Origin of the sequence: Prauserella rugosa, from assembly GCF_000719975.1 — a bacterium.
GTDB classification, from domain to species: Bacteria; Actinomycetota; Actinomycetes; order Mycobacteriales; family Pseudonocardiaceae; genus Prauserella; species Prauserella rugosa.
This window is the reverse complement of the sequence record NZ_JOIJ01000013.1, coordinates 22129-35530: the sequence shown is the minus strand read 5'-3', so window position 1 is coordinate 35530 and position 13402 is coordinate 22129. Positions and strand designations below refer to the sequence as shown.

The 13402-nt window shown below is 70.8% G+C and carries 16 protein-coding genes; 6 read left to right on the top strand and 10 right to left on the bottom strand.

What is annotated here, in order from left to right; all coding sequences use genetic code 11:
- Positions 1-35: 35 nt before the first annotated feature.
- The 3 genes from dapC to IF64_RS0117840 form a co-directional block, all read right to left on the bottom strand.
- A complete protein-coding gene (gene dapC / locus IF64_RS0117850) occupies positions 36-1127 on the bottom strand; it encodes a succinyldiaminopimelate transaminase (RefSeq protein ID WP_030533279.1) in 1092 nt (363 codons plus the stop codon).
- The gene (gene fdxA, locus IF64_RS0117845; RefSeq protein WP_030533278.1) at positions 1124-1444 is read right to left on the bottom strand and encodes a ferredoxin; all 321 of its coding nucleotides are present in this window, start codon (positions 1442-1444) and stop codon (positions 1124-1126) included. The genes dapC and fdxA overlap by 4 nt, the downstream gene beginning before the upstream one ends.
- A 148-nt stretch (positions 1445-1592) precedes the next feature.
- Positions 1593-1802 carry a hypothetical protein gene (locus IF64_RS0117840; protein WP_030533277.1) on the bottom strand — a complete coding sequence of 70 codons (210 nt, stop codon included), beginning with the start codon at positions 1800-1802 and terminating at the stop codon, positions 1593-1595.
- A gap of 37 nt (positions 1803-1839) precedes the next feature.
- On the opposite strand from IF64_RS0117840, the gene IF64_RS0117835 reads away from it, so the two are divergent.
- Genes IF64_RS0117835 through IF64_RS0117815 form a run of 5 tightly spaced genes read left to right on the top strand, consistent with a single transcriptional unit; the run spans position 1840 to position 6014 of the window.
- On the top strand, positions 1840-2589 hold the full coding sequence (locus IF64_RS0117835; RefSeq protein WP_030533276.1) for a GNAT family N-acetyltransferase: 750 nt from the start codon (positions 1840-1842) through the stop codon (positions 2587-2589).
- 40 nt (positions 2590-2629) lie between these two features.
- Entirely contained in the window at positions 2630-3631 is a 1002-nt protein-coding gene (cofD, locus tag IF64_RS0117830; protein ID WP_030533275.1) for a 2-phospho-L-lactate transferase, read from the top strand.
- The gene (locus IF64_RS0117825) at positions 3624-4970 is read left to right on the top strand and encodes a coenzyme F420-0:L-glutamate ligase (protein ID WP_030533274.1); all 1347 of its coding nucleotides are present in this window, start codon (positions 3624-3626) and stop codon (positions 4968-4970) included. Before cofD ends, IF64_RS0117825 begins: the two co-directional genes overlap by 8 nt.
- Positions 4971-5011: 41 nt before the next feature.
- Entirely contained in the window at positions 5012-5584 is a 573-nt protein-coding gene (locus IF64_RS0117820; RefSeq protein ID WP_051757956.1) for an NUDIX hydrolase, read from the top strand.
- A 55-nt stretch (positions 5585-5639) separates the two neighbouring features.
- Positions 5640-6014: a GntR family transcriptional regulator gene (locus tag IF64_RS0117815; RefSeq protein WP_030533272.1), complete on the top strand. Its 375-nt coding sequence runs from the start codon at positions 5640-5642 to the stop codon at positions 6012-6014.
- Between the two features lie 156 nt (positions 6015-6170).
- Here the strand turns inward: IF64_RS0117815 and IF64_RS0117810 are convergent, their stop codons facing one another.
- From IF64_RS0117810 to IF64_RS0117795, 4 genes are read right to left on the bottom strand one after another with little or no spacing between them, the layout of a single operon-like run.
- Positions 6171-6953, bottom strand: a complete 783-nt coding sequence (locus IF64_RS0117810; RefSeq protein WP_030533271.1) for a putative hydro-lyase — start codon at positions 6951-6953, stop codon at positions 6171-6173.
- 44 nt (positions 6954-6997) lie between these two features.
- The gene (locus IF64_RS0117805) at positions 6998-7864 is read right to left on the bottom strand and encodes a 5-oxoprolinase subunit C family protein (RefSeq protein ID WP_030533270.1); all 867 of its coding nucleotides are present in this window, start codon (positions 7862-7864) and stop codon (positions 6998-7000) included.
- Positions 7858-8529, bottom strand: coding sequence for a 5-oxoprolinase subunit PxpB (gene pxpB / locus IF64_RS0117800; protein WP_246134840.1), 672 nt, complete (start codon positions 8527-8529; stop codon positions 7858-7860). The genes IF64_RS0117805 and pxpB overlap by 7 nt, the downstream gene beginning before the upstream one ends.
- Before the next feature lie 44 nt (positions 8530-8573).
- Positions 8574-9842: an NRAMP family divalent metal transporter gene (locus IF64_RS0117795; RefSeq protein WP_048807474.1), complete on the bottom strand. Its 1269-nt coding sequence runs from the start codon at positions 9840-9842 to the stop codon at positions 8574-8576.
- 122 nt (positions 9843-9964) lie between these two features.
- On the opposite strand from IF64_RS0117795, the gene IF64_RS0117790 reads away from it, so the two are divergent.
- Positions 9965-10669: a GntR family transcriptional regulator gene (locus tag IF64_RS0117790; protein ID WP_030533267.1), complete on the top strand. Its 705-nt coding sequence runs from the start codon at positions 9965-9967 to the stop codon at positions 10667-10669.
- A gap of 141 nt (positions 10670-10810) precedes the next feature.
- Here the strand turns inward: IF64_RS0117790 and IF64_RS0117785 are convergent, their stop codons facing one another.
- From IF64_RS0117785 to manB, 3 genes are all read right to left on the bottom strand, one after another.
- Positions 10811-11059, bottom strand: a complete 249-nt coding sequence (locus IF64_RS0117785; RefSeq protein ID WP_030533266.1) for a hypothetical protein — start codon at positions 11057-11059, stop codon at positions 10811-10813.
- 231 nt (positions 11060-11290) lie between these two features.
- The gene (locus tag IF64_RS0117780; RefSeq protein ID WP_030533265.1) at positions 11291-12187 is read right to left on the bottom strand and encodes a DNA-3-methyladenine glycosylase family protein; all 897 of its coding nucleotides are present in this window, start codon (positions 12185-12187) and stop codon (positions 11291-11293) included.
- Positions 12180-13268, bottom strand: a complete 1089-nt coding sequence (gene manB, locus IF64_RS0117775) for a mannose-1-phosphate guanylyltransferase (protein ID WP_030533264.1) — start codon at positions 13266-13268, stop codon at positions 12180-12182. Before manB ends, IF64_RS0117780 begins: the two co-directional genes overlap by 8 nt.
- Between the last annotated feature and the right edge of the window lie 134 nt (positions 13269-13402).

Here is a 13402-nt window from a genome sequence, read left to right as displayed (position 1 = left end):
CACGGGGCCCTAGGGACGCAACACGGCGTGAGGGGTTACTCCGCCAGACGTTTCGCGGCGGCGGCGACGCGTTCGTCGGTGGCGGTCAGCGCGACCCGCACGTGCGAGCCGCCGCCGGGGCCGTAGAACGTGCCGGGCGCGACGAGGATGCCGCGTTCGGCCAGCCACGCCACCGTGTCGTCGGCAGGCTCGTCGCGGGTGGCCCACAGATACAGGCCCGCCTCCGAGTGATCGATGCGGAAACCGGCACCGGTGAGCGCGTCGCGCAGGGTCTCGCGCCGCGCGGCGTACAGCCCCCGCTGCCGCTGCAGCAGGTCGTCGTCGGCGAGCGCCACCCGCATCGCCTCCTGCACGGGCCGCGGCACGATCATGCCCGCGTGCTTGCGCACCGCCAGCAGATCGGCGACGAGCGCAGGGTCGCCGGTCACGAATCCGGCGCGGTAGCTCGCCAGGTTGGCCGACTTGGACAGCGAGTGCACCGCGAGCAGTCCGTCGTGGCTGCCGCCGCACACGTCGGGGTGCAGGATCGACACGGGGTCGGCGTCCCAGCCGAGCGCGAGGTAGCACTCGTCGGAGACCACCACGACGTCACGTTCCCGCGCCCATTCGACGACCTTGCGCAGGTGGTCGACACCGAGCACCCGGCCGGTCGGATTGGACGGCGAGTTCAGCCAGATCATGCGCGGGCGCGACGGGCCGAGCGCGACCGTGCTGTCGGCCCGCAGCGGCTCGGCCCCTGCGATCAGGGCACCGACCTCGTAGGTCGGGTACGCGAGCTCAGGGATGACGACGACGTCGCCCTCCCCCGCACCGAGCAGCATCGGCAGCCACGCGACCAGTTCCTTCGACCCGATCGTGGGCAGCACCGCGTCCGGCGAGACGCCGGTGACGCCGTGCCTGCGCTCGAGCGCGCCGACGGCGGCCTCGCGCAACTGCGGGGTGCCGTGGGTCGTCGGATAGCCCGGGATGTCGGACACCGACGCCAGGGCATCCCGAACGGCCTCGGGCACCGGGTCGACCGGTGTGCCGACCGACAGGTCGACGATGCCGTCCGGGTGCGCCTTCGCCCGCGCGGTGGGCCCGGCCAGCGTGTCCCAGGGAAAGCCGGGGAGCTGGAGCCGGGTCATTCGCCCTGCGGGGGCAGGTCCTTGATCCACTGCGGGTCGTGGGCGGTCTTGCCCACCTTCGACGCGCCGCCCGGCGAACCGAGCTCGTCGAAGAAGTCCACGTTGGCCTTGGTGTAGCTGGCCCACTCGTCGGGGACGTCGTCCTCGTAGTAGATCGCTTCCACCGGGCACACCGGCTCGCAGGCTCCGCAGTCGACGCACTCGTCGGGGTGGATGTAGAGCATGCGCTCGCCCTCGTAGATGCAGTCGACGGGGCACTCGTCGATGCATGCCTTGTCGAGCACGTCGACGCAGGGCTCGGCGATCACGTAGGTCACTGCGTTCTCCTGCTGTTGCTGTGTTCCTCTAGCCGGTCGGCCGGTCCGCACGCGGTAGCGGACACTTTCGGACATTACGTGGTGTCGGCTGGCATCCTAAGCTGAGGCCACCCTTATCCGACCGGGAAACGGGCGTGACGAACAACGCTTACCTGCGGGGCCTGCGTCCGGTATCGCGTTTGTCGCCGGTCACCACGAAGCGCGGCGCCTGCTGCTCGCCCGCATCCTGGGACTCGTCGTTCCCGTCGCCGGGCTGGTCAGTCCGCTCTCGTTTCTCGCCGATCGCGCGGTTGAAGCTGTCGGAGATCTCTTTCGCGAGGTCGGCGTTGTGACGGTCGTCCCTGCGCGAGATATTCATGCGTCTCCTTTCGCCCGTTGCCGGTACGCATACCGACATGATCAGTGTGACGCGTCTCGAACACGCCTGCGCCGATGCCTGGCCCGCCCAGGTCGACGAGCCGCTCGGCGAATGGCGGCTGCGCGCGGCGGGAGGCTTCACCGGGCGGGCCAACAGCGCGCTCGCCGTGGGCGACCCCGGCCGTGACCTGCCTGCCGCACTCACCGCGGTCTGTGAGTTCTCCCACCACCATGCCATCTCTCCGCTACTGCAGACGGTGCGCGGCGGTCCGATCGAGCACGCCTTGCCCGCACTCGGCTGGGCACCGCAGGACGACCGTCCCGCCGGCGGCGAGGTGGCGGTGCTGCTCGGCCCGGCGGTTCCGCCCGTGCCGGTCCCCGGGCACCGCGTCGAGGTGCGCGCCGAACCGACGCCGGGGTGGTGGGAGCTGACGGTGGGCAGACAGCAGCCCACCGACGCCGAACGCGAGGTCCTCACCGGCGGCGATCCGGTGGGGTACGGGCTGGTCACCGGCCCCGACGGGACCCGCGGGGCCGTGCGGGGAGCGCTCGGCGGCGGCCTGCTGTTCGTGGCGCGGCTCGCCGTGCGCCCGCAACACCGGCGCACGGGGCTCGCAACGGCCCTGATGGCCGGTATCGGCACGTGGGGCGAACGGCACGGCGCACCGGCCTGCGTGCTGCAGGTCTCGGCCGACAACACGGCCGCGCTCACGCTCTACGAACGTCTGGGATTCCGCGAACACCACCGTTACCGCTACTGGGCGCCGTGCGAGGATCGAGCGAGGTAAGGAACGAGGGGCGGACGAACGACGAAAGAGGCGGGCGAACGTGAAGGTCGTGGTCGTGGTCGGCGGAGTGGGCGGAGCCCGCTTCCTGCTGGGGGTCAAAGCCGCGCTGGGACTGCCGCCGACGGGAGCCTCCGACGCCGGGTCGGAGCACGAGGTCACCGCGGTGGTCAACACCGGTGACGACGTCTGGATGCACGGTCTGCGCATCTGCCCCGACCTGGACACCTGCATGTACACGCTTGGCGGCGGGGTCGACACCGAACGCGGATGGGGCCACGCCGACGAGACGTGGTCGATCAAGGCCGAGCTCGAGGCCTACAACGCCGATCCGACGTGGTTCGCGCTCGGCGACAAGGACATCGCGACGCACCTGATCCGCTCGCGCATGCTGCGCGCGGGCTATCCCCTTTCGGCCGTCACCGAGGCGCTGTGCGCGCGCTGGCAGCCGGGCGTGCGCCTGCTGCCGATGACCGACGACCGCGTCGAGACCCACGTCGTCGTCGACGACCCCGAGGACCCGACGAAGCGCAAGGCCATCCACTTCCAGGAGTGGTGGGTGCGCCACCGTGCGGAACTGCCCACGCACTCGATCGTGCCGGTGGGTGCGGAGGAGTCGGCCCCCGCGCCGGGCGTGCTCGATGCGATCGGCGAGGCCGACGCCGTACTGTTCGCGCCGTCGAACCCGGTGGTGTCGATCGGCTCGGTGCTGTCGGTGCCCGGTGTGCGGGACGCGCTCCGCAAGACCGAGGCGGGTGTCGTGGGCATCTCCCCGATCATCGGCGGCAAGGTGCTGCGCGGCATGGGCGATGCGTGCCTGTCGGCGATCGGCGTCGAGACGTCCGCCGAGGCGGTCGGTGCGCACTACGGCTCGCGGCAGACCTCCGACGAGGGCCTGATCGACGGCTGGCTGGTGCATTCGGGAGAACGTGTCGACGTGCCCGGCGTCGCGGTGCGCGCCGTGCCGATCATGATGTCCGATGTGGACGCCACGGCGCAGATGGCGCGCGACGCGCTCGACCTCGCCGGAGTGCACGTTGACTGACCACGCAGGCACGCGCGTCGAGATCCTCCCCGTCGAAGGCCTTCCCGAGTTCCGCCCCGGCGACGACCTCACCGGGGCGCTGGCTTCCGCGGCCCCGTGGCTGCGTTCCGGTGACGTCGTGGTGGTCACGAGCAAGATCGTGTCCAAGGCGGAGGGACGGCTGATCCGTGTTCCCTCCGATCCCGAGGGACGCGACGCGGCGCGGCGCAGGCTGATCGACGAGGAGTCCGAACGCGTACTCGCGCGAATCGGCCGCACACTCATCACGCAGAACCGCAACGGCATCGTGCAGGCGGCCGCGGGTGTCGACGCATCCAATGTGGAGCTCGACGAGATCGCACTGCTGCCCTACGACCCGGACGCCTCGGCGCTGGCCCTGCGCAACGGACTGCGGGAGCGCCTCGGTGTCGAGGTGGCCGTGTTGATCACCGACACCATGGGCCGCGCCTGGCGCAACGGCCAGACCGACGAGACGATCGGCGCCTCGGGACTGCGCGTGCTGCACGCCTACGAGGGCCAGGTCGACAGCCACGGCAACGAACTGGCCGTCACCGAGATCGCGGTTGCCGACGAGATCGCGGGTGCGGCCGACCTGGTCAAGGGCAAGCTCGGCAGGCTGCCGGTGGCCGTCGTGCGCGGCCTGCGGATCGGCGCGGGCGAGTCCGAGCCGTCCACGGCACGCGATCTGGTGCGGCCGGTGGAGTACGACCTGTTCCGGCTGGGCACCAACGAGGCGATCGACCAGGGCAGGCGCGAGGCCGTACTGCTGCGGCGGTCCGTACGCAGCTTCACCGACCAGGAGGTCGACCCCGAGGCGATGCGCAGGGCCGTGGGGGCCGCGTTGACCGCGCCTGCGCCGCACCACACCAGGCCGGTGCGGTTCGTCTGGCTGCGCAGCCGCCCGCAGCGCACCAAGCTGCTCGAGGCGATGCGGGACGCCTGGCGCGCCGATCTGGCCGCCGACGGGTTCACCGAGGAGCAGATCGCGAAGCGGCTGCGCCGCGGCGACATCCTCTTCGACGCGCCGGAGGTCGTCGTTCCGTTCCTGGTGCCGGACGGCGCGCACACCTACCCCGACGACCGCCGCAACGCCTGCGAGTCCACGATGTTCACCGTGGCCGGCGGCGCGGCCGTGCAGGGACTGCTGGTGTCGCTGGCCGCCGAGGGACTCGGATCGTGCTGGATCGGCTCGACCATCTTCGCCGCCGACGTCGTCCGGAACGCGCTCGACCTGGACCCGTCGTGGCAGCCGCTCGGTGCGGTGGCGGTCGGCCACCCCACCGAGACCGCCGGACCGCGACCGCCACGCGAACTCGACGAAGGGCTGCTCGAACTGTGACCCCAGGAACCGTGCCTCCAGGAACTGTGCCTACAGGACCCGTGCCTACAGGGACCGGGACGAGCGGGTCCGGGACGAGCGAACTCCACGGGGCCGCACTGTCCACACTCGAGCACTGGAAGCCGTCCGTGCCGGGACAGGAGGCCCTGCGCCAGGCCTACCTCGGCTTCCTCGCTGGACGCGCCGACGCGTGCGCGCGCTCGTGCGAGGCGGGGCACCTCACCGCCTCGGCGGTGGTGCTCGACGCCGCGGCCGAACACGTGCTGCTCACCCTGCACCCGCGCGTGGGCAGGTGGCTGCAGCTCGGCGGGCACTGCGAACCCGAGGACACCACGTTGACCGGCGCCGCGCTGCGCGAGGCGACCGAGGAGTCGGGGATCTCGGGCCTGACCATCGACGACGACCCGCTGCGGCTCGACGTCCACCCGATCACGTGCTCACTCGGAGTGCCGACGCGGCATTTCGACGTGCAGTTCCTCGTCCGCGCGCCGCAGGGTGCCGAACCCGTCGCGAGCGACGAGTCCGACGACCTGCGGTGGTGGCCGGTGCACGCGTTGCCGCCCGGCACCGAGGACCTCACCGAGGTCATCGCCGCGGCACTGGAGCGTGCCTGACCGGCTCGTCGTACCGTTTGCCCCGGTCAGCAGCCGTATGCGAGGGTGCTCGACGATGAGCGAGACGGAACCGCTGGTCGGTGTCGATCCGACGGCGAAAGTCCCGCCGTACGAACAGGTGCGGGCGGAGCTGGCGAGGAAGATCAACGACGGCACGCTGGCCGTCGGGACGAAACTGCCCACCGTGCGGGGACTCGCGGCCGAGGTCGGGATCGCGGCCAACACGATCGCCCGTGCCTATCGCGAACTCGAGGAAGCCGGGCTGATAGAGACGAAGGGCCGTTCGGGCACCTTCGTGGGTTCCACGGGCGATCGGTCGCGCCAGCAGGCGCGCGAGGCGGCGCAACGCTACGCCGAGACCGCACGCAAACTGGGTCTCGGCGACGACGAGGCCATCGCGATCGCCAAGGCAGCCATCCGCGCCACCTAACCGTGTTGCGCCCCTGGGAGCCCGTGTTGCGGATTCGGGTGCCCGTGTTGTGGATCCCGGGCCGCGTGTTGCGCCCCCAGGGTCGCGTGTTGCAGATTCCGGGCCGCGTGTTGCGGCTTCAGGGTTACCGCCACCCACCGCGAGGGCCACGAGGTGTCAGACCTCGACGAGATAGTCCTCGTCCCTGGCGTCGGTGATCGCCATGTGTCCCGGTGCGTGACCGATCGCCAGCGGTGGCTTCGACCGCATCACAGCGGCCTGCGGAGTGACCCCGCACGCCCAGAAAACCGACACCTCCCCCGGTTCGATGCGCACGGGATCACCGAAGTCCGGCCGGTCCAGGTCACGGATACCGAGCAACTCCGGCTGTCCGATATGGACAGGTGCGCCGTGCACGCGTGGGTACCGCGACGTCACCCGCATGGCGAGCTCCACCTGGTCGACGGGAATCGGCCGCATCGACACCACGAGCGGGCCGGACATCCTGCCCGCGGGGCGGCACTCGACGGAGGTGCGATACATCGGCACGTTCGACGAATCCTCGATGTGCCGCACCGGAACGCCCGCCTCCAGGAGCGCGTTCTCGAAGGTAAAACTACATCCGATGAGCACGGCCACCAGGTCGCCGCGCCACACATCCGTGACATCCGCGCGTTCGGCCACGAGCTCCCCGTTCTCGTACACTCGGTAGGCGGGCAGGTCGGTACGCAGATCGCCGTCGAAAATCGACAGCCCGACCGCGCCCGGCTCGGTCACACCGAGCACGGGACACGACTGGGGATTGCGGTCGGCGAAGCGCAGGAAGTCCTCGGCGTGGTCCTGCGGCAACGCGATCAGGTTGGCCTGCGTCCATCCCGGACAGAGTCCGGCGGTGGGCATGACCGTGCCGCCGCGGAACGCGGCACGCGCCTCGAACGGCTCGGTGAACAGAGCGGTCATGACTTCCTCCTCGTCTCCGGAACCACGTTCCGACACACGGCGGATCACCGCCGGGACGGGGTGAACCGCAGACGCATCCCCGGCCGCGCCTGGGCCGCTTTGTCGACATCGGACCCGAGCACCACGGCGATCACCGGGTAGCCGCCGGTCACCGGATGGTCGGCCAGGAACAGCGTCGGGGTGCCCGTCGGCGGAACCTGCAGCGCACCCGGCATCATGCCTTCACTCGGCAGCTCCCCCACCCCGGAACGAGGGAGCTCGGGCCCATCAAGCCGCATGCCGACCCGGTCGCATTCGGACGTCACGGTGTACCGCTCGCCGAGCAGGGTTTCCAGCGCGTCCGTGGTGAACCAGTCGTCACGTGGACCCGGCACGACCCGGAGACTCACCGTGTCGGTGGGCAGCGGCCGCACCGGAACGCTGTCGAGGACAGGGAAATCCTCCGGGGGCGGGCCCACCGGCAACACGGTGTGCGGCCTCAGGATCTCCGGCCCGAGACCGGCGAGGACGTCGGTCGACCTCGAACCCAGCACGGGTGCGACCGCGATTCCTCCGCGCACCGCCACGTAGCTGCGCAGTCCACGGTCCGGCGTCCCCAGGCGGAACTCGGCTCCCGCAGGAACCCGGACGACGCTGTGCGGAGCCGCTGCCCTGCCGTCGACGGTCACCGGACACGGCGCGCCCGTGACGGCGATCGTCAACGGCGCAGACGCCCGCGCCACGAAACCGCCCAGCGTGACCTCGACGCACGCCGCATCCTCGGGGTTGCCGACGATCCGGTTCGCCGAACGCAGCGCGCCCCGGTCGGCCGCGCCGGACACGCCCACGCCGATGCCCGCGTTGCCCGGCCTGCCGAGGTCCTGCACAGTCGACAACGGACCGGTGGCGATGACCTCGACGGCGGTCACGATCCCCCTCCCCGCACATCCACGAACCGTACGCGCACGCCGGGGCGCAACAGTGCGGGCGGATCGCGGTCGACGTCCCACATGGCCAGATCGGTGTGGCCGATCAGTTGCCACCCACCCGGTGACGACCGCGGATAGACGCCACTGAACGTTCCGGCCAGGCCGACCGCGCCGGTAGGCACCCTCGTACGTGACTCGGCACGGCGGGGAACGTCGAGTCGCCCGGAACCTCCCGTCAGGTAACCGAATCCGGGCGCGAACCCTCCGAACGCGACCGTCCACTCCGTCGCGGTGTGCTCGGCGATCACCTCGGGTTCGGACAGTCCGGTGTGCTCGGCCACGTCGGCGAGATCGGGTCCGTCGTAGACGACCGGTACCTCGACAAGTTCGCCCGACTTCCGCTGCACCGGAACCGGCTCTGCCTCCCGCACGGCCCGCTCGACCTCGCCGGGCCCGGTGCGCAGTGGATCGAAGCGGACGAGCAGCGTTCTTGCCGCAGGCACGAGGTCGACGACTCCGGCGGGAGGGCGGTCCTCGAGCGCACCGTGCAACGCCAGCACCTCGTCCAAACCGGACAACTCGACGAGCAATCCGGCATCACCGCACGGCAGCACGCGCGGTGCCGCACCTGTCTCGCCCATCTGGCCCGTGGACCCTGTCGCCGCCATGACCGTCCCCGCTCCTGTCAATCCGAACCGTCGACTCCGGATCGTCAACTCCACAGGTCGCCGATGCCACTCAGCGAGTTCCAGCCCAAGTAGAGCGTGAGCAACCACGCCAGCACACCGATCACCAGCAGCCACCGGGGATACCGGTAGCCGCCCATCAGGTCGCTCCTCCGCGCGGCCACCCACATGAGCACACCGAAGCCGACGGGCAGGATCAGCCCGTTGAGCGCGCCGGCGAGGATCAGCAACGTCGTGGGCGCCTGGTCGAGCACGACGAAACCGACCGCGGAGACGACGATGAACCCGGCGACCAGCCAGTTCTGCCTGCGCTTGAGCGCGGGCGAGAACGACACGATGAACGACACCGACGTGTAGGACGCGCCGATGACCGACGTGATGCCCGCGGCCCACAGCACCATGCCGAACAGCCGCATGCCGACCTCGCCGGCGGCGTGCCCGAACGCCTCGGCGGTCGGATTGCCTCCGGTTAGCGCGACACCGCCGGCGACCACGCCGAGGATCGCAAGGAACAGCACCACGCGCATGACACCCGTGACCAGCAACGCCGTCACCGAACTACGGGACACGCGCACGACCTCGTCGGGGCCGCTGACACCGGAGTCGATGAGCCGGTGCGCGCCCGCGTAGGTGATGTAGCCGCCGACGGTGCCGCCGATGAGGGTGGTGATCACCAGGACGTCGATGGTGTCGGGCACGACCGCCTGTGTCAGCGCCTCGCCGACCGGCGGTCCGGACACGATCGCGACGTACGTCGTCAGCGCGATCATCACGAAACCGAGCACCACGACGAGCCGGTCCATCGCGACGCCTGCGCGCTTGCTGACGAAGATCGCGATCGCGATGGCCGCGGAGAGCGTGCCGCCGATCTTCACGTCGAGACCGAACAGGGCGTCGAGGCCGAGCGAGGTGCCCGCGACGTTGCCGATGTTGAACACGAGTCCGCCGACCACGACGAGCACGGCCATCAGGTAGCCCACGCCGGGAAGCACCTTGTTGCCGAGTTCCTGCGCCCGCAGTCCGGAGATCCCGATGACGCGCCAGACGTTCAGCTGCACCGCGATGTCGACGAGGATCGAGATCAGGATGGCGAACGCGAACGCGGCGCCGAGCTGCGCGGTGAACTCGGTGGTCTGCGTGATGAAGCCGGGTCCGATGGCGCTCGTGGCCATCAGGAAGATCGCGCCCGCGAGCGCTCCGCGTTTCGTGGCGCCGGCGAGTGCCGTCTTCGGTCCGTCGGGACCGTTCCCGCGACCGGCGTCGTCGCGGGTTTCCGGGCTCACGTCGTCGGCCATGTCGGCCTCCCGAGGTCGGTGGGTTTCGCAAGACGGTAGCTAGTTGTTCAACAATCCGACAAGAGGGCAATCTGTTTGTTACCCTGCGCGTACCACCCAGAAACGGAGGGCGACGTCCACCGATGGCCGGACCCACTGCGCACGACCGGGACGATCCGTGGTCCGACCTGCTCGCCGAGGACCACGCTCTCCTCGACCGCACGAGTACCGCCGAGCGGGTCGCCGACGCACTGCGCCAGCTGATCATCGACGGCCGACTGCGTCCCGGCACCCGGCTGTCGGAGCACAGCGCGGGCAAGGCGCTCGCGGTGTCCCGCAACACGCTGCGCGAGGCGTTCCGGCTCCTGGGACACGAGCGTCTGTTGGTGCACGAGTTCCACCGTGGGGTGTACGTGCGGGTGCTGCACGCCGACGACGTGACCGACCTGTACCGCACCCGGCGACTTCTCGAGACCGGCGCGATCCGACGAGCGGCGGAGGCTCCGGCCGAGGCCGTGGCCGCCGTCGAGGCTGCGGTCGCCGACGCCGAGCAGGCAGCCGCCGACGAACGTTGGCTCGACGTCGGCAGCGCCAACATGCGCTTCCACCAGGCGATCGCCGCGCTGGCGGGCAGTCCGCGGACCGACGAGATCATGCGGCAGCTCACGGCCGAGCTCCGGTTGGCGTTCCACGCGATGTCGGAGCTGCGCCCGTTTCACGAGCCCTACATCGCGATGAACCGGGACCTCGCCCGCCTGCTCGCCGCCGGCGAGATCGACGCCGCCGCCACCGCCCTCGAGGAGTACCTCACCACCGCAGAACGCCAACTCCTCGACGCCTTCCCCTAACGCAAGAGCCGTGTTGCGCCCTCAGGGTGCCGTGTTGCGCCCTCAGGGTGCCGTGTTGCGCCCTCAGGGTGCCGTGTTGCGGGCTCAGGGTGCCGTGTTGCGGGCTCAGGGGCCCGCGTTGCGTATCCGAGGCGCGTCAGCTCACATCCCGAGCGCTTCGGAGAACGCGAGCGCGTGCTGTGCCGAAACCCAGGCCACGGCGTCACTGGAGTACACGGGCCGATGCCCGGGAGGGCCGACGTCCTCCAGGATGCCGCCGACGACGTCGCCGTCGCCCCAGTCGCCGTTGTTCTCCACGTCGTACTCACGGTGCTCGCCGTCGATCCGGTAGGCGAACGTCCCGGTGTCCGCACCGTCCTCGAGTCCGATGTCGTTGACGACTCGGAACATTGCCGGTACGCGACATCCTCGGCCGTCACTGCTTCCCGGGTTCGAAACCGAACGTGGCCAGCGTCGCCAACGCTGACGAAACGGATCGCCCACGGGATCCCTCGAAACGCAACACGGCCTCCTGAGCCCCGCAACACGGGCCCCGGAATCCGCAACACGGCCACCCCAGGACGCAACACGCCCCCCCCCGAAACCGCAACACGGCTCCCCGAACCCGCAACACGCGCCGGTTCAGATGGCTCGGTAGTCGCGGATCGGGTAGCGGGGCCCATAACGGGGCCGGGTGTGGCCTGCGGCTTCGAGGTAGCGCACGGCACGGTGGCGGTGCGGGGCGTACGGGGCGAGCACCTCGTGCATGCCCGCGTCGTCGAGTTCACGGCCGATCAGCGCGTGTCCGACCACTGCGGGCACGTGGAAGTCCCCGAAGCTCACCGCGTCCGGGTCGCCCCACGCCCGCTGGGCGACCTCCGCGGCCGTCCAGACTCCGATCCCCGGCACGGTCCGCAGCAGACGTCGCCCCTCGGCGCCACCCAACGTCGCCGCTCGTTCCACATGCGACGCCACCGTCGCGGCGGCACGCAATGCCCTGCGGCGCGCCAGATCCACACCGGCCTTGTGCCAGTTCCAGTCCACAATCGACAACACGGACTCGGCGGTCGGCGGCACGCGCATCCCGGCTGGAGCCGGTCCGGGGGCGGGTTCACCGAACCATCGGCACAACTCCCGCCACGAGCGCCGCGCCTCGTACCCCGTCACCTTCTGCTCCAGCACCGCGGGTACCAGCACGTCCCACACCCGGCCCGTCGCACCGAGCCGCAGCGCGGGCAGATTTCGCCGCGCGCGGGCGACGGCGTCGTGGTGGGCGACGAACCCGGAGTCGTCGTCGGCCGCACCCAGCAACGTGGGCAACCCGTCGAGCACCACGTCGGCACCCGCGCCCCACGCCGTGCCGACGACCTCGCCGCCGGCACGGGTCACGCGCAGCGTCGCCGAACCCTCGGACGTGGTCGCCGTCAGCCAGATACCGCCGTCGTACTGGAAACACGGGTCGCCGCGACCTCGGCGCAGTGGGGCGAGCACCGCATCGACGTCGACCTCGAAATCGGGCCGCCAGCGACGTTCACGCATCGCTGGAGAACCGGATAGCCCCGGGCGGCAGATCGACGTCGGGCCACACGCGTGCACCGTCGAGCAGTTCGCACCCCGCGCCGACGCTCGCGCCGTCGCCCAGCACCACGTCGCGCAGGACGGCGCCCTCCCCGACCCGCGAGCCCACGCCCAGCACGGAGCGTTCGACCACGGCACCCGGCTCGACGACCGCGCCGTCGAACAGCACCGACCCGTCGACGCGCGCACCGGAACGCACAACGGCGTCGGCTCCGACGGTGGTCCCGCCCGTGACCTCGGCGTCGTCGGCGACGGACGCACCGGTGAGCAGCAGCGCCCCGCCGGCAGGTCCCGGCAACGCCGACGTCGGCGCGGCGCCCTGCACGAGGTCGGCGCTGCCGCGCACGAACGTCTCGGGGGTGCCGACGTCGAGCCAGTACGAGTCGTCGACGAAACCGTGCACGTGGGCGCCCGCCTCGAGCAGCCCGGGGAACGTCTCGCGTTCGACCGACACCCGCCGCCCCGCGGGGATGCCGCCCACCACCTCGCGGCGGAACACGTAGCACCCGGCGTTGACCTGGTCGGTCGGCGGATTCGGGGTCTTCTCCAGGAAGGCCGTCACACGGCCGTCGGCGTCCGTGGGCACGGAGCCGAACCGACTCGGGTCGGCGACCCGCTGCAGGTGCAGGGTCACGTCGGCGCCGGAGCGACGGTGGGTGGCGAGCAGCGCGCCGATGTCGGTGCCGGAGAGGATGTCGCCGTTGAAGATCATCACGTCGTCGGCGCGCAGCCGGTCGTACACGTTGCGGATCGCGCCGCCGGTGTCGAGCGGCTGGTCTTCGACGACGTACTCGAGCTCGAGGCCGAACTCCGCGCCGTCGCCGAAGTGCTTCTCGAACACCTCCGCTTGGTAGGACGTGCCGAGCACCACATGTTCGATGCCCGCGGCACGGATCCGCGACAGCAGGTGGGCCAGGAACGGCACGCCGGCGGTGGGCAGCATCGGCTTGGGTGCCGACAGGGTCAACGGGCGCAGCCTGGTGCCTTTACCGCCGACGAGCACCACGGCATCGACCGCACTGCCTCCGGACGAGGACGCCATTCTCCGTGCACCTACCCTTTCTCATGGCCCTGCCGGCGACAAACCGGGGGGAAACGCTGACGGTATCGGACCGGAGGGCCTACCCTAGACGCAGAATCCGGCGGCCTTCCGGGAGAGGGCCGGGGCAAGTATCG

Coding starts and splice junctions, on each gene's coding strand:
- IF64_RS0117780 (WP_030533265.1), bottom strand. CDS start 12,187: ATGCGTGAACGTCGCTGGCGGCCCGATTTCGAGGTCGACGTCGATGCG.
- IF64_RS0117785 (WP_030533266.1), bottom strand. CDS start 11,059: ATGTTCCGAGTCGTCAACGACATCGGACTCGAGGACGGTGCGGACACC.
- IF64_RS0117835 (WP_030533276.1), top strand. CDS start 1,840: ATGATCAGTGTGACGCGTCTCGAACACGCCTGCGCCGATGCCTGGCCC.
- manB (WP_030533264.1), bottom strand. CDS start 13,268: ATGGCGTCCTCGTCCGGAGGCAGTGCGGTCGATGCCGTGGTGCTCGTC.
- IF64_RS0117810 (WP_030533271.1), bottom strand. CDS start 6,953: ATGACCGCTCTGTTCACCGAGCCGTTCGAGGCGCGTGCCGCGTTCCGC.
- IF64_RS0117815 (WP_030533272.1), top strand. CDS start 5,640: ATGAGCGAGACGGAACCGCTGGTCGGTGTCGATCCGACGGCGAAAGTC.
- IF64_RS0117840 (WP_030533277.1), bottom strand. CDS start 1,802: ATGAATATCTCGCGCAGGGACGACCGTCACAACGCCGACCTCGCGAAA.
- IF64_RS0117795 (WP_048807474.1), bottom strand. CDS start 9,842: ATGGCCGACGACGTGAGCCCGGAAACCCGCGACGACGCCGGTCGCGGG.
- pxpB (WP_246134840.1), bottom strand. CDS start 8,529: ATGGCGGCGACAGGGTCCACGGGCCAGATGGGCGAGACAGGTGCGGCA.
- IF64_RS0117790 (WP_030533267.1), top strand. CDS start 9,965: ATGGCCGGACCCACTGCGCACGACCGGGACGATCCGTGGTCCGACCTG.
- dapC (WP_030533279.1), bottom strand. CDS start 1,127: ATGACCCGGCTCCAGCTCCCCGGCTTTCCCTGGGACACGCTGGCCGGG.